Annotated in this window: 20 protein-coding genes; 17 read left to right on the top strand and 3 right to left on the bottom strand. The window is 72.6% G+C overall.

The genetic code is table 11. The features are described 5' to 3' along the window. The first annotated feature begins 42 nt into the window (after positions 1-42). From proC to AC5L35_RS17405, 5 genes are all read left to right on the top strand, one after another. Positions 43-855, top strand: coding sequence for a pyrroline-5-carboxylate reductase (proC, locus tag AC5L35_RS17425; protein WP_495060675.1), 813 nt, complete (start codon positions 43-45; stop codon positions 853-855). A 224-nt stretch (positions 856-1,079) separates the two neighbouring features. Continuing rightward, entirely contained in the window at positions 1,080-1,289 is a 210-nt protein-coding gene (locus AC5L35_RS17420) for a helix-turn-helix domain-containing protein (RefSeq protein WP_169399268.1), read from the top strand. A gap of 180 nt (positions 1,290-1,469) precedes the next feature. Beyond that, complete coding sequence (locus AC5L35_RS17415) at positions 1,470-1,571, top strand: 30S ribosomal protein bS22 (protein ID WP_010241351.1); 102 nt, start codon at positions 1,470-1,472, stop codon at positions 1,569-1,571. Positions 1,572-1,733: 162 nt separating this feature from the next. Then, on the top strand, positions 1,734-2,771 hold the full coding sequence (locus AC5L35_RS17410; RefSeq protein ID WP_495060674.1) for an NAD-dependent epimerase/dehydratase family protein: 1,038 nt from the start codon (positions 1,734-1,736) through the stop codon (positions 2,769-2,771). A gap of 59 nt (positions 2,772-2,830) precedes the next feature. After that, complete coding sequence (locus AC5L35_RS17405; RefSeq protein ID WP_495060673.1) at positions 2,831-3,853, top strand: lysophospholipid acyltransferase family protein; 1,023 nt, start codon at positions 2,831-2,833, stop codon at positions 3,851-3,853. A 15-nt stretch (positions 3,854-3,868) separates the two neighbouring features. Here the strand turns inward: AC5L35_RS17405 and AC5L35_RS17400 are convergent, their stop codons facing one another. The 3 genes from AC5L35_RS17400 to AC5L35_RS17390 form a co-directional block, all read right to left on the bottom strand. After that, positions 3,869-4,741 carry an HAD family hydrolase gene (locus tag AC5L35_RS17400; protein WP_495060726.1) on the bottom strand — a complete coding sequence of 291 codons (873 nt, stop codon included), beginning with the start codon at positions 4,739-4,741 and terminating at the stop codon, positions 3,869-3,871. Positions 4,742-4,971: 230 nt separating this feature from the next. Further along, positions 4,972-6,438: a DUF5667 domain-containing protein gene (locus tag AC5L35_RS17395; protein ID WP_495060672.1), complete on the bottom strand. Its 1,467-nt coding sequence runs from the start codon at positions 6,436-6,438 to the stop codon at positions 4,972-4,974. 184 nt (positions 6,439-6,622) lie between these two features. Continuing rightward, entirely contained in the window at positions 6,623-7,210 is a 588-nt protein-coding gene (locus AC5L35_RS17390; RefSeq protein WP_495060671.1) for a sigma-70 family RNA polymerase sigma factor, read from the bottom strand. 649 nt (positions 7,211-7,859) lie between these two features. On the opposite strand from AC5L35_RS17390, the gene AC5L35_RS17385 reads away from it, so the two are divergent. The 12 genes from AC5L35_RS17385 to hemL all read left to right on the top strand — a co-directional run bounded on the left by AC5L35_RS17385 (position 7,860) and on the right by hemL (position 21,276). Then, the gene (locus AC5L35_RS17385) at positions 7,860-9,467 is read left to right on the top strand and encodes an AMP-binding protein (protein WP_495060670.1); all 1,608 of its coding nucleotides are present in this window, start codon (positions 7,860-7,862) and stop codon (positions 9,465-9,467) included. After that, positions 9,464-9,721 (top strand): glutaredoxin family protein, encoded by a 258-nt coding sequence (locus tag AC5L35_RS17380; RefSeq protein WP_495060669.1) that lies wholly within the window; start codon positions 9,464-9,466, stop codon positions 9,719-9,721. Before AC5L35_RS17385 ends, AC5L35_RS17380 begins: the two co-directional genes overlap by 4 nt. Before the next feature lie 72 nt (positions 9,722-9,793). Beyond that, complete coding sequence (locus AC5L35_RS17375; RefSeq protein WP_495060668.1) at positions 9,794-11,386, top strand: molybdopterin-dependent oxidoreductase; 1,593 nt, start codon at positions 9,794-9,796, stop codon at positions 11,384-11,386. A gap of 205 nt (positions 11,387-11,591) precedes the next feature. Further along, entirely contained in the window at positions 11,592-12,278 is a 687-nt protein-coding gene (locus AC5L35_RS17370; protein WP_495060667.1) for a fasciclin domain-containing protein, read from the top strand. Positions 12,279-12,592: 314 nt separating this feature from the next. After that, positions 12,593-13,342 carry a redox-sensing transcriptional repressor Rex gene (locus AC5L35_RS17365; protein WP_495060666.1) on the top strand — a complete coding sequence of 250 codons (750 nt, stop codon included), beginning with the start codon at positions 12,593-12,595 and terminating at the stop codon, positions 13,340-13,342. Continuing rightward, positions 13,339-14,712, top strand: a complete 1,374-nt coding sequence (locus AC5L35_RS17360; protein WP_495060665.1) for a glutamyl-tRNA reductase — start codon at positions 13,339-13,341, stop codon at positions 14,710-14,712. The genes AC5L35_RS17365 and AC5L35_RS17360 overlap by 4 nt, the downstream gene beginning before the upstream one ends. Beyond that, a complete protein-coding gene (gene hemC / locus AC5L35_RS17355; RefSeq protein ID WP_495060664.1) occupies positions 14,709-15,677 on the top strand; it encodes a hydroxymethylbilane synthase in 969 nt (322 codons plus the stop codon). The genes AC5L35_RS17360 and hemC overlap by 4 nt, the downstream gene beginning before the upstream one ends. After that, positions 15,677-17,218 carry a bifunctional uroporphyrinogen-III C-methyltransferase/uroporphyrinogen-III synthase gene (locus AC5L35_RS17350; RefSeq protein WP_495060663.1) on the top strand — a complete coding sequence of 514 codons (1,542 nt, stop codon included), beginning with the start codon at positions 15,677-15,679 and terminating at the stop codon, positions 17,216-17,218. The genes hemC and AC5L35_RS17350 overlap by 1 nt, the downstream gene beginning before the upstream one ends. Positions 17,219-17,372: 154 nt before the next feature. Next, positions 17,373-18,353, top strand: coding sequence for a porphobilinogen synthase (gene hemB / locus AC5L35_RS17345; RefSeq protein WP_495060662.1), 981 nt, complete (start codon positions 17,373-17,375; stop codon positions 18,351-18,353). A 111-nt stretch (positions 18,354-18,464) separates the two neighbouring features. Then, on the top strand, positions 18,465-18,944 hold the full coding sequence (locus tag AC5L35_RS17340) for a DUF4282 domain-containing protein (protein ID WP_169400322.1): 480 nt from the start codon (positions 18,465-18,467) through the stop codon (positions 18,942-18,944). 42 nt (positions 18,945-18,986) lie between these two features. Continuing rightward, on the top strand, positions 18,987-19,880 hold the full coding sequence (locus tag AC5L35_RS17335; protein WP_495060661.1) for a hypothetical protein: 894 nt from the start codon (positions 18,987-18,989) through the stop codon (positions 19,878-19,880). 94 nt (positions 19,881-19,974) lie between these two features. Beyond that, on the top strand, positions 19,975-21,276 hold the full coding sequence (hemL, locus tag AC5L35_RS17330) for a glutamate-1-semialdehyde 2,1-aminomutase (protein WP_495060725.1): 1,302 nt from the start codon (positions 19,975-19,977) through the stop codon (positions 21,274-21,276). Positions 21,277-21,279 lie beyond the last annotated feature (3 nt).

Here is a 21,279-nt window from a genome sequence, read left to right as displayed (position 1 = left end):
GGGCGAAGTGTCCCTGCGGGCTGCAGGGTTACGGTCAGTTCCATGACACGGATCGCTGTGCTCGGTGCGGGGAAGATCGGAGAGGCGCTGCTGGCGGGGCTGCTGGGCGCGGGCCACAGCGCCGAGCAGTTGGTGTTCACCGAACGGCACCCGGAGCGGGCCGCCGACCTCACGGCGCGGCTCGGGGTGGCTGCCGTCGACGTGGCGGGTGCCGCCGAGGTCGCCGACATCGTGGTGGTGGCGGTCAAGCCGCAGGACATCACGCCCGTCCTCGCCGAGCTGTCGCCCGCCCTCCGGCCCGGGAGCCTGGTGGTGTCGCTGTGTGCGGGGCTGCCCACGGCCCTCTTCGAAGGTGCGCTGCCCGCCGGCACGCCCGTGGTCCGGGTCATGCCGAACACCCCGATGCTGGTGGGGGAGGCGATGAGCGCGATCTCTCCGGGCAGCCACGCCACCGACGACCACCTCGCCACGGTGGAGAAGCTGCTCGTGGCGGTCGGCCGCGTCGTCAGGGTGCCCGAGTCACAGCAGGACGCCGTCACGGCCCTCTCCGGTTCGGGACCGGCCTACTTCTTCTTCCTCGTCGAGGCGATGATCGACGCCGGGATCCTGCTCGGCCTGCCCCGGGCGGTGGCCGCCGACCTGATCGTCCAGTCGGCGTTCGGGGCGGCCCGGATGTTGCGCGAGTCGAACGACCACCCGGTGATCCTGCGGGAGGCCGTCACCTCTCCGGCCGGCACGACGATCGCCGCGATCCGCGAGCTGGAGCGCCACGGGGTGCGAGCGGCCCTCATCGCTGCGATCGAGGCCGCGCACGACCGGTCCGTCGAGCTGGGCCGAGCGGCGGAGCAACGCTGATCATTCGTCCGGGGAGCGGCCCGCGGGCAGCGCTGACCCTTCGGACGGGCCTGGAGCCCGAACGGCCTAGTGATGTCACCCTGACGCGGGGCTGAATTCCGCAACGGAGTGCCCTGGGGGTGTCGAAGCCGTCACACCGGCACCGCTAAGCTCACGGGGAACATCTGGAGCCGTACCCGGCCGCAGCCGGGGACGTCCGGTGCGACCACGAAAGCGGTGATCGGATGCCGTCCGAGCCCCCTGAGATCCACCTCGCGCAGGTGCAATTCCTGACGGTGGCCGAGGTCGCGGCGATGATGCGGGTCTCGAAGATGACGGTGTACCGCCTGGTGCACGGTGGGGACCTGCCTGCCGCACGTGTCGGCCGTTCCTTCCGGGTGCCCAAGCGAGCGGTCGAGGAGTACCTCCGCACCGCCTACTTCGACGCAGGCTGAAGCCGTCGGAGCACCGTTCACCGCCCGGCGGGCGCGGAGCAGTGGGAACTGCCCGGTAGAGTGGGCCCCCGGTCATCGCCCGGTCAGACGCGCGCTCGTCGCGCGATAGCCGGCCGGGCACATCACCGCACACCAGTGGCTCGTCGCGGGCCGCTCCACGACCAGGAAGGGTCGCCACGCATGGGTTCAGTCATCAAGAAGCGCCGCAAGCGGATGTCGAAGAAGAAGCACCGCAAGCTTCTGCGCAAGACCCGCGTGCAGCGTCGCAAGCTCGGCAAGTGACGGCAGCGGCCGGCGCCTTGTCGCCGGCCGCGCTGCGGTTCACCCTGCCGAGGTACGAAGTTCGCCCGGCCCGGTGGGCCCGCTCACCTCACACCCTGCGCGGCCCCAGGGGGTCTAGCATCGGTCACTCGATGCATCCGACCGTATTCCTGGGGTAGAGCCATGACGCCTTCCGTCGTGCTCGTCACGGGGGTGAGCCGCTTTCTGGGTGGCCACCTCGCTGCCCGTCTGGCGGCGAACCCCGCGATCGAGCGCGTACTGGCCGTAGACACCGTGCCACCCCCGCGCGATCTGCTACGCCGGATGGGCCGTGCCGAGTTCGTGCGCGCCGACATCCGCAACCCCCTGATCGCGAAGGTCATCTCCACCGCGTCGGTCGACACCGTCGTCCACGCGTCGCTCTCGGCCAACCCCGGCTCGTCCGGCGGCCGCACGGCGATGAAGGAGATGAACGTCATCGGCACGATGCAGCTTCTCGCTGCGTGCCAGAAGGCGCCGTCCGTCCGCCGGATGGTGCTCAAGTCCACCACCGCCGTGTACGGCTCCAGCTCGCGCGACCCGGCCATCTTCGACGAGTCCATGACACCGAAGGACCTCCCGTCCGGCGGTTACGCCAAGGACGCCGCCGAGATCGAGGGCTACCTGCGCGGGTTCGCCCGCCGCCGTCCCGACGTGTCGGTCACGGTCCTGCGGTTCTCCAACTTCATCGGGCCGCGCATCGACACGGTGTTCACGCGCTACTTCGCGCTGCCCGTGGTCCCCACCGTGCTCGGCTACGACGCACGCGTGCAGTTGCTGCACGAGGAGGACGCGCTCGCCGTGCTCGAGCGCGCGGCCAGCGAGGAGATCCCCGGGGTCTTCAACGTCGCAGCCGACGGTGTGCTGCTGCTGTCGCAGGCCATCCGCCGGGCCGGCCGCATCCCCGTGCCCGTACCCAGCGCCGCGGTCGGGCCCGTCAGCCGCGTCTTCCGCGGTGCCCGCCTGGTCGACTTCTCCCCGGAGCAGATGCGCCTGCTCAACTTCGGCCGGGTGGTCGACAACGGCAGGCTCCGGCGCCAGTTCGGCTTCAGCCCGCGCTGGACCACCGTGCAGGCCTTCGACGACTACGTGCGCGGCCGAGCGCTGCGTCCGGTGATCGGTCCGCAGCAGGTGGAGTCGCTGGAACGGCGGCTTCTCGGTGCGGCGAGGGCGTTGCGATGACGCAGCGCCGCACAACCGAGACAGCACCAGCAGGCACATCACCAGCAGGGGAGGGCGCCGTGTCCGAGGCCCGCATCATCCCTCTGCACGTCGACGACGAGGGCCATCCGCAGTGGCGTTCCGGCGGGCAGACGAACGGCCATACGAACGGCCACACGAACGGTCACTCCCGGCCGGCCGCCACGGACGTCGGCACGGACTTCGGCTCCGGGGCCGAGCCGGGGGCCGAGGCCACCCCACCGGCGTGGGAGGAGGCGCTCACCGAGTCGCTCGCGTTCCTGCGGCGGCGGTTCTCCGGGGACTACGCGGTGGACGACTTCGGGTTCGACGCCGACCTCACCGACAACCTGCTGCTCCCCGCGCTGCGGCCGCTGTACCAGAAGTGGTTCCGCGTGGAGACGATCGGCATGCGGAACGTCCCGGACAGCGGTGGGGCGCTCGTCGTGTCCAACCACTCGGGCACGCTGCCGCTCGACGCGTTGATGACGGCGGTTGCCCTGCACGACGACCACCCGGCCCGGCGGCACCTGCGCATGCTCGGCGCCGACTTCATGTTCCGGTTGCCGGTGGCGGGCTCGCTCGCCCGCAAGCAGGGCAGCACGCTGGCGTGCACCCCGGACGCGGAACGGCTGATGTCGGCAGGCGAGCTCGTCGGAGTGTGGCCGGAGGGCTTCAAGGGCGTCGGCAAGCCGTTCCGGGACCGGTACAAGCTGCAGCGCTTCGGCCGGGGCGGCTTCGTGTCGGCCGCGCTCCGCACCGGCGTGCCGATCATCCCGTGCTCCATCGTGGGTGCGGAGGAGACCTATCCGAAGATCGGTGACCTGAAGCCGCTGGCCCGGCTGTTCGGGGCGCCGTACTTCCCGGTGACGCCGCTGTTCCCGCTGCTGGGCCCGCTCGGGCTGATCCCGCTGCCGTCGAAGTGGTACATCGAGTTCGGCGAGCCGATCCACACCGACTCGATCGGAGCGGCCGAGGCGGACGACCCGATGACGGTGTTCAACCTGACCGACCAGGTGCGCGAGACCATCCAGCACACCCTCTACCGGTTGCTGAGCCAGCGGCGCAACGCGTTCCTCGGGTAGGGCGCGCGCCGGCCGTCAGCGCTTGCGGGCCGCCAGGCCGGCGGCCACCGCCCCGGCGATGGCTCCCGCGCCGATCACGGACGGCACGCCGATCCGCGCGGCCTTGCGGCCGGTGCGGAAGTCCCGGATCTGCCAGCCCCGTTCCTTGGCGACGTCCCGGAGTTCGGAGTCGGGGTTGACGGCCACCGCCGTGCCGACGGCGGAGAGCATCGGCACGTCGTTGACGGAGTCGGAGTAGGCCGTGCAGCGGCGCAGGTCGAGGCCTTCCGTGACGGCCAGCGCGCGCACCGCATGGGCCTTGGCGGGCCCGTGGAGGATCTCGCCGACCAGGCGCCCGGTGTACTTCCCGTCGACGCTCTCGGCCACCGTGCCGAGGGCGCCGGTGAGCCCCAGCCTCCGCGCGATGATCAGGGCCAGCTCGACGGGCGTGGCGGTGACGAGCCAGACCCGCTGCCCGGCGTCGAGGTGCATCTGGGCGAGCGCGCGCGTGCCGGCCCAGATCCGGTCGGCCATCAGCTCGTCGTAGATCTCCTCTCCCAGTTCGGTGATCTCCGATACCGTGCGGCCCGCCACGAAGGACAGCGCGGTGTCGCGCCCCGTGGTGGTGGAGTACGTGGTCTCGCGGCCGCCGATCCGGAACTTGATCTGCTGCCACGCGAACCCCGCGAGGTCGGCGGTGGTGAAGAACTTCCGCGCGGCCAGACCACGCGCGAAGTGGAAGATCGATGCGCCGACCATCATCGTGTTGTCGACGTCGAAGAAGGCGGCCGCGGTGAGGTCGGTCATCGGGACGTCGGCGGGGCCGCTGTCGCCTGCCGCCACAGCGGCGGCCGCCGCGGCCTCACCGGCACGTACCGCCGGATCGGACGAGGTGGCAGCTTCGAGCACGCCCGGAGCCTCCGTGGCGCCCGTGAGCTCACCGGAGCCCGTGGGCGAGAGGGGCTCGCCGGGCTCTTCTTCTCCAACCACCTACGGGCCTCCGGATGCGGATCGGGTCCCTGCCACCCTACTGGCGGGTCCGGTCGGACGGTGCGTTTCGGGCGGCGTGAGGGACGACGAGACCGCCGCGGAAGATGATCTCCGCGGCGGTCTCGGGTCCGGTCTCCGGTCGCTCGATGTCAGCCGATGGTGATCCCCGGCAGCCCCGGAAGCAGCGGGGGCAGCGTGATCTGGGGCAGGAACGACGGCGGGGCATCGTCGTCGTTCTGGTTGTTGTTCGGCGTCCTCGGCCTCGTGGCGCTGGACGTGTCGTCCTCGTCCGAGCCCTCTTCCTGCGAACGGCCGTCGAGCGGTGACCCGTCGAGGTCGATGTCGGGCAGCAGCGCGGGCGGCTCGCCCGGGCCCGGAGTGCTGCTCACCGCGCTGGACGACGGGTCCTCGGACCCAGCCGGCGAGGTGGAGTCCGAGCTGCGCTGCCTCGAGCGCTGCTCCTCGTCGCTGGTGGAGCCCGCCTTCGTGGACTCCGGATCGGCCGGCCGAGGCGCACACGCGCCCTTGGCCGGAAGCGGGCCCAGGTCGTCGGCGCCGGAGGAGATCTCCGAGCAGGACGAGCGTGCGGTCAGCGCCTCGGTACGCCCGACGAGCCGATCCAGCAGGTCGATGGCCCCGTCGGCGTCGGCCGCGGCGGGCACCGGCAGTTCGGGACGAAGCGAGCTGAGCCGCTCCACCTGCGTCGAGGCCCACGTGCGGAGGTCACCGATCGCGGCCGGGTCACCACCGGTGTCGTCGGTGGCGAGCAGGATGCGTGAGCCCTCGCCCGTCGCCGCATCGAACTCCTGGATCGCGGACGCGACCAACTGGGGGCCGACGGGGGCCTGCGGGTTCTGCCCGACCATCTTCTCCACCTCGTCGAGCCTCGTGGAGGCGATGTCGAGGTGACGACGGGCCTTTGCCGCGTTGTCGAAGGTCAGTGCGAGACCTGCCGACTCGGCGACCCGCTTGAGCGCGTACAGGTTGTCGCCGGGCAGCGCGTTGCGGCTGGCGAAGATCCCGCCACTGGCGATCGCGAGCAGCATGACCATCGCCGCGGTGCCGACGAGCACCGCGCGGCGGCGCAGACCGCTCGCTGCGGGCCTGCGCGAGGCGCGGGACCTGCCTGCCGGCCGGTTCGGCGTGCTGTGCCGCGCGCCGTGCCGTCCGGGACGAGTGGCTGCGGTGGTGGTGGGAGCCTCCACCGCGGTGGTGGCCACCTCGGTGGCGGCGTCGGTCGCCTCGTCGGGCCGACCGGCGTAGGCCGCCATCTTGCCGGTGACGGCGGAGGCGTTGGCCTCCTCCTGCACCGGGAAGGCGGGCTCGAGGATCCGGCCCAGCGGAGCGGTCTGCTCCTCCGCCGACTGTGGTGGGACGGGTGGACGGGAACCGCTTCCGTGCCGGTCGCTCTGCTCCGCGGCGAGCATGGCCATGAGCCGCTGCTTCGCACGCGCCTTGGCGTCCGGGTCCGGCGCGAAGGCCGCGCCATGGGACCGCAGCATCGCCACGATCTCCAGTTCCCGGGCGAGGTCGTCGTCGTCCGCGAAGGAGGGGGGTAGCCCCTGCTCCACGGCGGCGGCGAACCGCTCTGCGTCCTTGCCCTGTCCGGCGGGCATGTTGGCCGTCCTCACTGCATCCCTGCGCTGTCAGTCTGCGCGCCGTGGTGGTGCGTGGCGCGACGTTCAGCAGTACAACGAGCCCTGGGGCAGCCGGATACGGGGTTGAGACCGTTCACCGCATTGAGTCGTTCATTCGCCGCACCTGTAACGCTCTGGCTGCGGAGCGCGATAAGGCGTCCATTCATCGGAGGCCCTCCGGTAGCAACTGGGCGAGCCGGCGGACCGCCCGGTGCTGAAGAGCCTTGACGGCTCCCTCGTTGCGATCCATCATCTCGGCCGTTTCGGCCACCGACAGCCCCTGCAGGAACCGCAGCTGGATGCACTCCTGCTGGTCGGGGTTGAGCTTGCGGACGCACCGCAGCAGCTCCTCGTTGGTGGCGCCGTCCAACACCTGCTGCTCGGGCCCGTTGGTGCTGGGCGAGAGCTCGATGATCTCGTTGGTGGTCTGCTCCAGCCGGTAGCGGCTGGACTTCACGTGATCGAAGATCAGGTTCCGGGCGATCGTGACGAACCAGGCGCCGATGTCCCGGCCCTGGTAGCTCACGGAGCTGATCCGCCGCAGCGCGCGGACGAACGTCTCCTGCGTGATGTCCTCGGCGAGCGTGCGGTCGCCCATCCGGAAGAGCACGTAGCGGAAGACGACGTCGTAGTACCGGTCGAACAGCTCGCCGAAGGCGACCATGTCGCCGTTCTGGGACGCCTTGACCAGCGCCCAGGCCCCACCCTCCTCGGGGTGGTCCGGTTCCGCGTGACGCGCGCTCGCGGTCACGGCGTCGTCCGTGCCGTCGGTGTCGTCAGGGGACTCGGCACCGCGATCGTGCGGAGCCGAGTGTCCGGAGGGAGCCCGGTGGGCACCGGACGGCGCCGGTTCCTCCGAGGTGTAGGGCCGTTGGCGGGGGAGCGGCGGGCCGCCGGCTGGTGCCGGCCGTGTCGACCTGGGGGGAGCGCCGACGCGGGGAGCGGTGGTCGGGGGCATTTCTACCTCTCCAGCCGCCGGGGGACGGGCGGTCTGAGTGGGGAGCAGCCGGGGCTGACGCGAGGACCGGGTCATGACTCCCGGCTGGCCCTGTAGCCGTGAGGGACAGGACCCCGCGGAACGTTCCGCGGTGCGCTGGCGGCAACAGTTCTCATGCCACTCCCTTGGGTGAGTCTCGCGGCGATCACAGAGTGTCGGGACGTCGAGTCGGGTGTAGCGGCGGAGCATACGACCGGTGCAGTGTGGCGAAGCACGCACCACCGCTCGCCGTAGGTGCGTTCCGGTGAGCGGCCAACTACCCGCGGTCAGTGTCACAGGCAAGTGCGTGTCGGCTCTCGACTCGCCTCGGGCATTTGCGACGAGCGTCCTCGTCGCCGCGCCGCGCGGTTCTGCCAGACTTCCCGGAGGCCCACCCGCCCGCCGCGCCGACCCCTGGAGAACTGTGCACAGCTCGAGCCACCTCCCCGAGGAGCGGACGAACGCCCACGTGGCCGATCTGGTGACCCGGGCGGCGGCCCGGGTCCCCGAGCACACGGCGATAGTGGACGTGACCAGCGGAATCACCCTCACCTGGGCCGAGCTGGACGGCGCCGTCTCCGCGGAGGCCGCCCGCCTCCGCGGCACCGGCGTCGCGTCGGGGGACCGCGTGCTGGTCCGGCTCGGGAACGGAGCCGGATTCTGCGTGGCCGTGCTGGGAGCGCTCCGGGCAGGCGCCGTGGCCGTGCCGTTCGGCCCGATCGGCGTGGCGAGGGAGCTCCAGGTCGTGCTCGCCGACTGCAGTCCGGCCGTCGTGGTGGCTGCGGAGAGTGACGAAACCGCGCGTTCCTGTGCGGCCGGAACCAGCGCGCAGGTGATCGCTCCGCCCGATCTCGGAGCGCGTGCCGACGCACCGCTGACAGGCGCGGGTGGAGGCGAGGACCTCGCCCTGCTCGTCTACACGTCGGGCACGACGGGCAGCCCGCGCGGCGTCCGGCTCTCGCACCGCGCGCTGCTCGCCAACCGGGAGCAGACCGCCGCGCTGCGGCCTGCGCCGGTGATCCCCGTCGACCGCGTGCTGCTGTCGCTGCCCCTGTTCCACATCTTCGGCCTGGCCGCAGGATTCCTGCAGGTCTGCTGGGCGGGGGCCACCGTCGTCCTCGTGGAGCGGTTCGAGCCCGCTCACATCGCCGAGGTGCTCGTCGAGCACCGGGTGAGCGGGCTGGCCGGTGTCCCGTCGATGTTCCGCTCGCTGCTCGACCTCCCGCCCGACGAGCTGCGCGCCGCCACCGCAGGCGTCCGGCTGTGCACCTCGGGCGGCGCGCCGCTGCCTGCGGAGTGGTTCGCCGCCTTCCGGGAGGCCACCGGGCTGACCATCGTCGAGGGGTACGGCCTCACCGAGGCGGGCCCCGTGCTGACCACCACCGCGGTCGACAGCGTCGGCAAGCCCGGCTCCGTCGGGCGTGCGCTGCCCGGCGTCGAGCTGCGGCTCGTCGACAGGGAGGGCGTGCCGCTCGGCGGTGCTCCCGGACCGGACGCCGAGCCTCTCGACGAAGCGGACGAGCCCGACGGCGACCTCGACCTCGAGCTGGGGCTCGACGGCGACGTCTTCGACGCGCACGACACCGGGATGGTCGCCGTGCGCGGGCCCAACCTGTTCTCCGGGTACTGGCCCGACGGTGCGGGCGGCCCGGACGACGAGGGCTGGTTCCGTACGGCCGACGTCGGCTTCCTGGACGCCGACGGCGACCTGCACCTCGTCGACCGCTCGTCCGACGTCGTGATCGTCAACGGCTTCAACGTCTACCCGCGTGAGGTGGAGCAGGTGCTCATGGAGCTGCCGGGGGTGGCGGAGGGCGCGGTCGTCGGGGTGCCGGACGACCGCACCGGTGAGGCGGTGAAGGCGGTGGTCGTGCCGGCCCCCGGCGCCGAGCTGACCGAGGAGGACGTGCGCGTGCACTGCGTCGAGCGGCTGGCCCGGTTCAAGGTCCCCACGGTCATCGAGTTCACCGACGCGCTGCCGAGGACGCCCACCGGCAAGGTGGCCAGGCGGCAGCTGGCGGGGCAGTCGTGACGGCCGCGGACCACGGCGTCCCGCCGAAGGTCGTCGTGTACACGCGGGTGGGGTGCTCGTTCTGCGCCAAGGCGGAGGCCGACGTGGAGCGGATCTGCGGGGAGCTCGGTCACGGCTGGACGGCGGTCGACGTGGACTCCGACGCCGACCTGCGCGAGGAGTACGGCGACCGCGTCCCGGTGATCATGATCGACGGCCGGGAGCACGGGTTCTGGCGTGTCGAGGAGGCGCGTTTCCGGGCGGCGCTCGCCTGACCCGCCGGGGACGTCCCCAGATCGTCATATTTCGAGGGTCAACCCGGCCGGTCACGGGGTGAGACTGCTTTTGTGAGTACAACGACCGCGGCGCTCCCCGAGTCAGCCCCGCCCACGCCGTCCGCCATCTCCCGTGGGTTCGCCGCACTGCTCGGGGTGCTGGCCGTGGCCGCCGCCGTCGGCTCCGGGCACCTGGTGGCCGGCGTGGTCTCGCCGGGGTCGTCGCCGTACCTGGCGGTCGGCGACACCGTGATCCGCTTCGCCCCGCAGTTCCTCACCGAGTTCGCCAAGAACACCTTCGGCACGGCCGACAAGTCCGTACTCCTGGCGGGCATGGCCGTGGTCATGCTCGTGGTGGCGGCGGTCGCCGGCCTGGCCTCGCGCCGCAGCCACACCCCCGGAGTCGTCGTGGTCAGCGTGCTGGGCCTGCTGGGCCTGCTCGCGGTGGCCACGTCACCGACCTTCGCCGTGCTCGACGTCCTCGCCCCGCTCGCGTCGCTCGGCGTCGGCCTCACGGTGTTCCGCAGGCTGCACGCGCTCGCACTGCGGACCCGGACGGCGCCGGACGAGCCGGTGACCGCAGGCGGGGTGTCGCGGCGCACGGTGCTCATCGGTTCGTCGGCCGCCGTGGGCGTGGCGTCCATCGGAGCGGCCGTCGGAGGTCAGCTGCTCGGCCGCGGCGTCGTCGACTCGCGCCAGGGGGTGACGGCCCGGCTCGCGGCGGCCCGGCTGACCGAGCGCGCGCCCGCGATCCCGGCGAGCGCGGCGTTCCCGCAACTGGGCACCCCGACGTTCCTCACCGGGAACCCGGACTTCTACCGGATCGACGTGGCACTGCGGATCCCCCAGCAGACCGCGGAGGAGTGGTCCATGCGCATCCACGGCATGGTCGACAAGGAGATCGTGCTGAAGTTCGACGACCTGTTCGCCCGCCCGCTCGTCGAGCGCACGATCACGATGACCTGCGTCTCCAACCCCGTCGGCGGCAACCTGATCTCGACGGCGAACTTCATCGGCGTGGACCTGCGCGACATCCTGCTGGAGGCGGGCGTGCGGCCGGGAGCCGACCAGCTGTTCTCCACCAGCGTCGACGGCTTCACCGTCGGCACCCCCACATCCGTGGTGATGGAGCAGGGCCGGGGCGCGATGCTGGCGATCGGTATGAACGGGGAGGCGCTGCCGCCGGAGCACGGATTCCCCGTGCGCATGGTCGTCCCCGGCCTCTACGGCTACGTCTCGGCCACCAAGTGGATCTCCGATATGGAGGTCACCACCTTCGGGGCCGACCAGAGCTACTGGGTGGACCGCGGGTGGGCGGTGCAGGGCCCGATCAAGACGGAGGCGCGGATCGACGTGCCGAACGGGTACGCGACGGTGTCGGCAGGCCGGGTCACGGTGGCCGGCATCGCGTGGTCGCAGCCGACCGGGATCGGCAAGGTCGAGGTGCGGATGGACGGCGGTGCCTGGCAGCAGGCCGAGCTCGCCACCGACGTCAGTGGGGACACCTGGCGGATGTGGCGCACGGACTTCCAGCTCGCGCCGGGCAGCCACACCGTGCAGGCGCGTGCCACCGACGCGGCGGGCCGCACCCAGACGGAGGCGAGTGCCGACGTCGTGCCGGACGGGGCGACGGGCTGGCCTGCGACGATCTTCACCGTGTCCTGATCCGGGCCTGATCCGGGCCTGATCCGTGGCCTGATCGGCTGTTCCGGCCGGTGCCGGCGGCCGAACGCCGTCAGCCGCCCCGAACGCGCCGCTCGACGTATCCGGAGGCGGGCGTGTCACCGAAGACGTGCACCACCTCCGGCGTGGCACCGGCGTCGTGGTGACATGTTCCGACCCACCGGGACGTGTCCGAGGAGGAACACCCGTGCGAAAGATCCCGCGCCTGGCCACCGTCGGTGCCACGGCGGCACTGGCCGTGGCACTGGGGGCGTGCAGCGGTTCCCCGGCGCCTCCCAGCAGCCCGCCTGCGGGCGCTCCTGCCGCCGCGCCGACCTCCGCCGCGCCGGGCGCGCCCCCCGCCGACGACGGCGTCACCACCCCGGCGGAGGTGTTCGGCCCCGGCTGCGCGTCGCTGCCGCAGGGAGACGCACCCGGTTCCGCGGCCCGCACCGCCGATCAGCCGGTGGTCACCGCCATCGCCACCAACCCGCAGCTGACCACCCTGGTGAGCGCGATCGGGGCGGTGCCCGGTCTGGCCGATGCGCTGAACGCACAGAAGGCGATCACCCTCTTCGCTCCGTCCAACGCCGCGTTCGACCAGGCGAAGGCCACCATGGGTGACCAGGCGTTCACCGAGTTGCTCGCCGACCCGCAGCAGCTCGCGACCCTGCTGTCCTACTACGTGGTCCCGCGGCGCTACGACGCAGCAGGCCTGGTGGCCGCGGGGCGGACCACCGAGCTCGCCGGCGGCGAGGTCACGATCGGCGGCGCCGCCGCCGCGCCGACCGTGACCAGCGGGGACGGCACACAGGCCGCGGTCGTCTGCGGCAACCTCCCGACGGCGAACGCCACCGTCTTCGTGGTCGACCGGGTGCTCCGGCCGGCCGGCTGAGCCCCGTTGAGCGTCGCGGAGGGGACGGTCCCGATCATCGGGGCCGGTCGGCCCACCGTTCGCGGCGCGCACGATGAGCGGGCGTCGCCAGGCGACCACCGGTCGTGGTCGGGGAACTACCCGGCCGAGCACGATCTCGTTCAAGATCGCAACTTTGTGCGTGCCTTCACAAGCGACTACCGTGTATTCCAGTCGCCGTCAACGCCCGATCCCGGGGTTACTCGGCCGGGTGCACTCGGCTCCGTGGGGTGTGTGGTTCGGGTCGCCCGTGACGCAGCAAAATCCGAGTACAGCACCATCGAGGAGACGTGAGCGTGACGAAGCCGCCGCAGGCCGGCTCCGAGGACGCGGCCGCCGCGAGCCTGCGGTCCATCCCCGAGGCCAGTGTCGCCCGGCTCGCCGTCTACCTCCGGATGCTCGGTGAGCTCGCCGAGCAGGGTTCCGAGACCGTGTCGAGCGACGAGCTCGCCGCCGCCACCGGGGTGAACCCGGCCAAGCTGCGCAAGGACCTCTCCTACATCGGCTCCTACGGCATCCGCGGGGTCGGCTACGAGATCGCCGCACTGGTCCGGCAGCTCGAGCGCACGCTCGGGCTGGACCACCTGCAGGCCGTCGCGCTGGTCGGAGTGGGCAACCTGGGCCACGCGCTGGCCGGCTACGGCGGCTTCGGGGGGCGCGGCTTCCCGGTCACGGCACTGTTCGATGTGGACCCCGACCTGGTCGGGATCCACATCAACGGCATCATCGTCGAGCACGTCCGGTCGATCCCGGAGATCTGCTCCGAGCGCGGGGTCACCATCGGCATGATCGCCACCCCCGGCCCCGCGGCCCAGGGCGTGTGCGACCTGCTCGTCGGCAGCGGCGTCCGCTGCATCCTCAACTTCGCCCCGGTGGTGCTCCAGGTGCCACCGGAGGTCGAGGTACGCAAGGTCGACCTCGCGGTCGAGCTGCAGATCCTGGCGTTCCACGTGGCACGCAAACACCTGGCCGGTCAGGACACGGCCACGCTCGACAGCCGCGTCAACGGACACGCGGCGAACGGTTCCGGAGGCATGCTCCCGTGAGCGTCTTGGTTGTTGGTCTGTCGCACCGCAGCGCTCCGGTGGAGGTGCTGGAACGAGCCGCCGTGGTGGCCGACGAGGTACCGAAGCTGCTCGACGAGATGCTGCACGGCACGCACGTGTCAGAGGCCGTGCTGCTGTCCACGTGCAACCGCATCGAGGTCTACGCGGTCGTGGACGCCTTCCACGGTGGTCTCGCCGACGTTTCCGGGGTGCTCAGCAGGCACGCCGCGATGCCGCTGGCCGAGTTCACCGAGCACGTCTACGTCCACTACGCGGGCTCCGCCGTGCAGCACCTGTTCGCCGTGTCCTCCGGGCTCGACTCGATGGTGGTCGGCGAGGCCCAGATCCTCGGCCAGCTGCGCAGCGCGTACGCCGCCGCCGACGAGGCGGGCACCGTCGGCCGTGTGCTCCACGAGCTCGCCCAGCAGGCACTGCGCGTGGGCAAGCGGGTGCACGCGAGCACCGGCATCGACGCCGCGGGCGCCTCCGTCGTCTCCGAGGCACTCGCCGACGCGGCCGCCGCCCTCGGCGGGAGCCTGGAGGGCCGCCGGGCCGTCGTCGTCGGTGCCGGAGCGATGGGAGCGCTGGCCTCCGCCCACCTGCGGCGCGCGGGCGCGGCCGAGATCGTGGTGCTGAACCGCTCGCCGGAGCGCGCCGCCCGCCTCGTGGAGAACACCGTCACGCAGGGCACCCCGGCGCGCTCGGCAGGCCTGGACGCGCTGGCCGCCGAGCTGGTGTCCGCCGACCTGATGGTCGCGTGCACCGGCGCCGTCGGCACCGTGGTCGACCAGGCCACCGTGGCCGCCGCCGTGGCGGGCCGGGCCGCCCGCCCGCTCGCCGTCTGCGACCTCGGCCTGCCCCGCGACGTCGAGGCCGGCGTCGCCGCGCTCCCCGGCGTCACCCTCATCGACCTGATCGCGCTGCAGCGCAGGCTCTCGTCCGACGCGCGCGGCGCCGCCGTCGCCGCGGCACAGGAGCTCGTGGCCGAGGAGGCGCAGGCCTACCTCGCCGCCCAGCGCTCGGCCGAGGTCACCCCCACCGTCACGGCGCTGCGCCGCCGCGCGTCCGACGTGATCGACGCCGAGCTGCTGCGGCTCGACTCCCGCCTGCCCGATCTGGACACCCGCGTGCGCGAGGAGTTCACCAGGAGCGTCCGGCGCGTCGTCGACAAGCTCCTGCACACGCCGACCGTGCAGGTGAAGCGCCTGGCCGAGGGCCCGGACGGCGACAGCTACGCCGCTGCGCTGCGCGCCCTGTTCGAGCTCGACCCGCAGACCACGGCGGCCGTGGCCATCCAGCGCAGCGGCGACGTGATCGCCGCGCTGGAGGCCCGGTCCGACAACCCAGGACCGGAGGAGTCGATCCGATGACCCTTCGCATCGGTACCCGCCCCAGCGCGCTCGCCATGGCCCAGGCGGGCCTGGTCGCCGAGCGGCTGCGCGCGGCGGGGATGCCGGCCGAGCTGGTCGAGGTGGCCACCACCGGCGACCGCTCCAGCGCACCCGTCGCCGAACTCGGCGTCGGCGTGTTCGTCTCGGCGCTGCGCGAAGCGCTGGCGCGTGGCGAGGTCGACGTCGCGGTGCACTCCTTCAAGGACCTGCCCACCGCGCCCGATCCGCGCCTGCACCTGGCGGCCGTGCCGCCTCGGGAGGACCCCCGCGACGCGCTGGTCGCCCGCGACGGGATGGTGCTCGGCGAGCTGCCCCCCGGCGCCACGGTCGGCACCGGGGCGGCCCGGCGGCGGGCGCAGCTGAACGCGCTCGGCCTCGGGCTCCGGGTCGTCCCGATCCGGGGCAACGTGGACACCCGGATCGCCAAGGTCCGCTCCGGTGAGCTCGACGCCGTGGTGGTGGCCGCGGCCGGGCTGCGCAGGCTGGGCCGGATCGACGAGGCCACCGAACTGCTCGACCCGCTGCAGATGCTGCCCGCCCCCGCCCAGGGTGCGCTGGCGATCGAGTGCCGGGCCGATGCGCTGGAGTTGGGTCGTGCGCTCGCGCTGGCGCTCGACGACGAGTTCACCCGGGCCGCCGTCACCGCCGAGCGTTCGGTGCTGGCCAGCCTGGAGGCAGGATGCAGCGCGCCGGTCGGCGCGCTGGCAGACGTGGTGTCCGACTGGGAACCGATCTCCGGCTCTGCCGGGGGGGACGACGAGGGACGCGTGGTCGACCGCGTGTTGCTGCGCGCCATCGTCGGCACGACCGACGGGGCGCTGCTTCGCGCCTCCGTCACCGGAAACTTGGACGACGCCGAGAAGCTCGGGGCGGCCCTGGCCGTCGAGCTTCTCGACATGGGGGGCCCCGCAGCCCTCGGAGAACCGCTGGATCGGGAGATCTGATGAACCGAGCACCGAGTACCCCAGGACGGGTCGCGTTCGTGGGCAGTGGCCCCGGCGATCCCGGCCTGCTGACCATCCGCGCGCGGGAGGCCATCGCGAACGCGCCGCTGATCGTCACCGATCCGGACGTTCCCGAGGCGATCCTGGCGCTGGTCGCCGACGGAGCCGAGGTCCGGCCCGCGGTCGGCCAGCCCGCCGACGTCGCGCGCGACCTGGTCGCCGAGGCCCGCTCCGGCCGCACCGTCACGAGGCTGGTCAGCGGCGACCCGCTGACCGTCGACTCGGTGGTGCAGGAGGCCATCGCGGTGGCCGGCGCCCAGGTGGCGTTCGACGTCGTGCCCGGTGTGCCTGCCGGCACGGCCGTGCCCGCCTACGCCGGCGTGCCGCTGGGCTCTGCGCACATCGAGGCAGACGTCCGCTCCGGTGTCGACTGGGCCCGGCTGGCCGCCGCCCCGGGCACGCTGGTGCTGCACGCCTCGCCGTCGCACCTGTCCGAGGTGGTGAGCTCCCTCACCGAGCACGGTCTCGCCGCGCAGACGCCGGTCGCGGTCACCGCGAGCGGCACCACCACGACGCAGAAGTCGGTGCAGGCCACCCTCGCCACCATGGCGTCGGAGGCATCCGACCTCGAGGGCCCGCTGGTCGTCACCGTCGGCGCCGAGGTGGGGCTGCGCAACGAGCTGTCCTGGTGGGAGTCCCGCGCGCTGTACGGGTGGCGCGTGCTGGTGCCCCGCACCAAGGACCAGGCGGGCGCGATGAGCGACCGGCTGGCCGTGCACGGCGCCACCGCCGAGGAGGTGCCGACGATCGCCGTCGAGCCCCCGCGCTCGCCCACGCAGATGGAGCGGGCGGTCAAGGGCCTGGTCGACGGGCGCTACCAGTGGGTGGTGTTCACCTCCACCAACGCCGTCCGCGCGGTGTGGGAGAAGTTCGCCGAGTTCGGTCTCGACGCCCGCGCCTTCTCCGGCGTCAAGATCGCCTGTGTCGGCGCGGCCACCGCCGAGAAGGTGCGCAGCTTCGGCATCGTGCCCGAACTGGTGCCGTCGGCCGAGGAGTCGCAGGAGTCCTCGTCGGAGGGACTGCTGGGAATCTTCCCGCCCTACGACGACATCCTCGACCCGGTCGACCGCGTGCTCCTGCCCCGCGCCGACATCGCCACCGAGACGCTCGCCGCCGGGCTGCGCGACCGGGGCTGGGAGATCGACGACGTCACCGCGTACCGCACGGTCCGCGCGGCGCCGCCGCCCGCCCCGATCCGTGAGGCGATCAAGACGGGCGGGTTCGACGCCGTCTGCTTCACGTCCTCGTCCACGGTGCGCAACCTGGTCGGGATCGCCGGCAAGCCGCACGCCCGCACCATCGTCGCGTGCATCGGCCCGCAGACGGCGGAGACGGCCCGCGAGTTCGGACTGCGCGTCGACGTGCAGCCCGACGAGGCCCGCGTGCCGGCACTGGTCGACGCGCTGGCGGCCCACGCCGCCCGCCTGCGTGCGGAAGGCGCCCTCCCGCCCCCGAAGAAGGCGAAGGCCCGCCGCCGCTGACCCACCCCGCCGGGGCCCGGCCCCGGCGGAGCCGCGTCCGCACGTTGCAGCAAAGCCACTTTCATGCAACCAGGTTGCGTGAAAGTGGCTTTGCTGCAATCCGGGGGCGCTCCTCCCGGGGGTGGGGGATGTGGGGCGGTCGTAGGGTGGCCTCATGGCCTTCCCCACCCATCGGCCGCGGCGCCTGCGGACCACCCCGGCCCTGCGCCGGCTCGTCGCCGAGACGGACCTGCGTCCCCGGCACCTCGTGCTGCCGATGTTCGTCAAGGAGGGCGCGAGCGAGCCGGTGCCGATCGCGTCGATGCCCGGCGTCGTCCAGCACACGCGTGACTCGTTGCGTAAGGCGGCAGCCGAGGCCGTCGCCGCGGGTGTGGGTGGGCTGATGCTCTTCGGCGTGCCCGAGCGGCGGGACGCCACCGGCTCCGCGGGTGTCGACCCGGACGGCGTGCTCAACGTCGCCCTGCGCGACGTCAGGGCCGAGGTGGGGGATGCCACCGTGCTGATGGCCGACACCTGCCTCGACGAGTTCACCGACCACGGCCACTGCGGTGTGCTCGATGCGCACGGCGGGGTGGACAACGACGCCACGCTCGCCGTCTACGCGGAGATGGCCGTGGCGCAGGCCGAGGCCGGGGCGCACCTGCTCGGGCCCAGCGGGATGATGGACGGCCAGGTCGGGGTGATCCGGGAGGCGCTCGACGCCGCAGGCCACGTCGACACGGGCGTCCTCGCGTACTCCGTGAAGTACACGTCGGCGTTCTACGGCCCGTTCCGGGAGGCCGTCCAGTCGCAGTTGCGGGGCGACCGCAAGACCTACCAGCAGGACGGCGCCAACGTGCGGGAGGCGCTGCGCGAGCTCGCGCTCGACCTGGAGGAGGGGGCTGACCTGGTGATGGTCAAGCCCGCGCTGGCCTACCTCGACGTGCTGCGTGCCGTGGCCGAGAGCGCCGATGTGCCGGTGGCGGCCTACCAGGTGTCGGGCGAGTACGCGATGGTGGAGGCGGCGGCGGCCAACGGGTGGCTGGACCGCGACCGCACGGTGCTCGAGACGCTCACCTCCATCCGGCGCGCGGGCGCGGACATCGTGCTCACCTACTGGGCCACAGAGGTGGCGGCCAGACTCACCACTGAGTGAAACGTGCAGTCGTGACCGGTTCGCAATGCTCGGGCATGTCCGAAACCCCGGCTCGTGACCGTTCCCGGCGATAGGATCGCGGCCCGCGTGATCAACTGTGGAGGGCTCGCGATGACGTACGACCCCGGGAACCCCGGCGATCAGCCCCAGCCGCCCGGCGGCCAGAGCTGGTCCGGGGGACAGCAGCCGCCGCCCTACCCGGGTGGCTACGGTCAGCAGCCCGCCCAGGGCTGGGGTCCTCCTCCCGGGCAGCCGCCGTACGGCGACCCCTCCGGCGGCTACGGACCCGGTGGGGGCGGAAGCCCTCAGGCGCAGGCCAAGGGCTTCTTCGCGGCGTTGTTCGACTTCCGGTTCAACAGCTTCGCCACACCCGCCGTGGTGAAGGTGATCTACGTCGTCGGCCTGGTGCTTCTCGGCCTGGCCTACATCGGCTTCGTCATCGCCGCCTTCACCCAGAGCGTCGGGTACGGGCTGCTCGTGCTCATCCTCGGAGCGATCGTCGCGCTGTTCTACCTGACGTTGTTCCGCATCACGCTCGAGTTCTACTACGCCGTGGTCCGCATGTCCGAGGACATCCATCATCGGCGCTGAGGTGCGTGGACAGCGGATCAGACCCGGCCTTACGGTAGCGCCGTGAGCACACCGTCCGACCCGCAGCGCGGGGGCCGTCCCGACGACGCCCCTCGTGACGGCCAGGACGCGCAGCAGCCGGCGCCGTCCGCCCCGCCGGGGGAGGGCGCTCAGAACGAGGCGCCCCCCGGCCAGTACGGGCAGCCCGGCCAGTACGGCGAGCAGCCGGGTGCGTACGGCCAGCCTGGTCAGTACGGCCAGCAGCCGGGTCAGTACGGCCAGCCCGGCCAGTACGGCCAACCGGGTCAGTACGGCCAGCAGCCGGGCCAGTACGGCGGGCAGCCCCAGTACGGCCAGCAGCCGCAGTACGGGGGCGGCCAGTACGGGCAGGCGCCCTACGGTGCCCAGCAGCCCTACCCCGGCGGCCAGCCCTACGGTGGCCCGGGCTCCTACGCCTACAACCCGTACGGCACGTCCTCGTATCCCGCAGGTCAGGACAAGGACGACGCCGCGCCGGAGCCGCGCCCGCGGGTCATGATCCTGTCGTTGCTGATGCTGGTCCTCAGCGCGCTGCCGTTCTTCGCGCTCGGTCTCGTGCTCGTGGTGGCGGCGGAGAACGGCGCGCAGCTCTTCGACGCCGCCCAGACGCGGCAGCTCGAGGAGGCAGGCGTCTCGGCGGCAGAGATCATCCGCATCGTCGGTGTGGTCATCCTCGTCATCGCTGTGCTCTACATCGGCTTCGCGGTGCTGGCCTTCATCGGGCACAACTGGGCCCGGATCATCGTGGCGATCATGACCGCGGGGTTCACCCTGCTGGCGCTGAGCACCGTGTTCACCGGCCTCAGCGCCGACAACTCCAGCCTGCTCTTCACGGTGGCGGTGACGCTCCTCGCGGTGGCAGGCGCGGTCATCCTGTTCATGCCGGAGGCCCGCCGCTTCTACGCTTCCCGCCGCTGATCCCCCACCGCCCACCGGCTCATCGCGAGCCGGTGTAAGACTGGCGGACGTGGGAAGCTCGCCAACCTCGGCCGTCACCGGTACGGGCGCCGACATGTCCCGTCAGCTGTTCGAGCGCGCAAGCGCCGCGATTCCCGGCGGGGTGAACAGCCCGGTCCGGGCGTTCACGTCGGTCGGCGGCACACCGCGCTTCATGGTGTCCGCCACGGGTCCGTGGCTCACCGACGCCGACGGCAACCGCTACGTCGACCTCATCAGCTCGTGGGGCCCGATGATCCTCGGCCACGCGCACCCCGCTGTCGTCGACGCCGTGCGCACGGCGGCGGGCGGCGGGCTCTCCTTCGGTGCCCCGACGCCGGGCGAGATCGAGCTGGCCGAGGAGATCATCGGCCGGGTCGGGCCCGTGGAGCAGGTGCGGCTGGTCAACTCCGGCACCGAGGCCACGATGAGCGCGATCCGGCTCGCCCGCGGCATCACGGGCCGGCGGGTGATCGTCAAGTTCGCCGGCTGCTACCACGGTCACGTCGACGCGTTGCTCGCCCAGGCGGGGTCCGGGGTCGCCACGCTGGGCCTGCCGACCAGCCCCGGCGTCACCGGCGCCCAGGCTGCCGACACCGTGGTGCTGCCCTACAACGACCTCGAGGCCGTCCGTGCGGTGTTCGCCGAGCGCGGCAGCGAGATCGCCTGCGTCATCACCGAGGCGGCGGCCGGGAACATGGGAGCCATCCCGCCGAGGCCGGGCTTCAACGCCGGGCTCCAGGAAGTGTGCCACGCGCACGGCGCGCTGCTCGTCATCGACGAGGTGATGACCGGGTTCCGGGTGTCTCCCGCCGGCTGGTTCGGCCTCGACGGGGTGGCGGGCGACCTCTACACGTTCGGCAAGGTCATGTCGGGTGGGCTGCCTGCGGCCGCGTTCGGTGGCTCCGCCGCACTCATGTCGCACCTCGCCCCCGCCGGGCCGGTCTACCAGGCCGGGACGTTGTCCGGGAACCCTGTCGCCGTCGCCGCCGGGCTGGCCACGCTGCGCAACGCGACCGCCGAGGTCTACGCGGCGCTGGACGCGAACGCCGCCCGGCTCGGCGTCGTGATCGGCGACGCGCTCCGTGCCGAGGGCGTGCCCCATCACGTCCAGTTCGCGGGGAACCTGCTCTCGGTGTTCTTCACCGACGACGAGGTGCACGACTACGCGGCGGCGCAGGCCGCGGCGACCTGGCGGTTCCCCGCGTTCTTCCACGCACTGCTGGAACGGGGCGTGTACCCCCCGCCCAGCGCGTTCGAGGCGTGGTTCGTCTCCGCGGCACTGGACGAGGAGGCCTGGTCGGCGATCGAGGCGGCCATGCCGGCTGCGGCCAGGGCGGCGGCCACGGCCACCGCTCCCGCGGAGGCGGGACAGTGACGC

It is taken from the genome of Pseudonocardia sp. OZ21, assembly GCF_059359135.1.
The sequence above is the reverse complement of the archived record's forward strand: the minus strand, read 5'-3'. Positions and strand labels throughout refer to the sequence as shown.

Coding starts and splice junctions, on each gene's coding strand:
- proC (WP_495060675.1), top strand. CDS start 43: ATGACACGGATCGCTGTGCTCGGTGCGGGGAAGATCGGAGAGGCGCTG.
- AC5L35_RS17420 (WP_169399268.1), top strand. CDS start 1,080: ATGCCGTCCGAGCCCCCTGAGATCCACCTCGCGCAGGTGCAATTCCTG.
- AC5L35_RS17415 (WP_010241351.1), top strand. CDS start 1,470: ATGGGTTCAGTCATCAAGAAGCGCCGCAAGCGGATGTCGAAGAAGAAG.
- AC5L35_RS17410 (WP_495060674.1), top strand. CDS start 1,734: ATGACGCCTTCCGTCGTGCTCGTCACGGGGGTGAGCCGCTTTCTGGGT.
- AC5L35_RS17395 (WP_495060672.1), bottom strand. CDS start 6,438: ATGCCCGCCGGACAGGGCAAGGACGCAGAGCGGTTCGCCGCCGCCGTG.
- hemC (WP_495060664.1), top strand. CDS start 14,709: ATGACCCTTCGCATCGGTACCCGCCCCAGCGCGCTCGCCATGGCCCAG.
- AC5L35_RS17350 (WP_495060663.1), top strand. CDS start 15,677: ATGAACCGAGCACCGAGTACCCCAGGACGGGTCGCGTTCGTGGGCAGT.
- hemB (WP_495060662.1), top strand. CDS start 17,373: ATGGCCTTCCCCACCCATCGGCCGCGGCGCCTGCGGACCACCCCGGCC.
- AC5L35_RS17340 (WP_169400322.1), top strand. CDS start 18,465: ATGACGTACGACCCCGGGAACCCCGGCGATCAGCCCCAGCCGCCCGGC.
- hemL (WP_495060725.1), top strand. CDS start 19,975: ATGTCCCGTCAGCTGTTCGAGCGCGCAAGCGCCGCGATTCCCGGCGGG.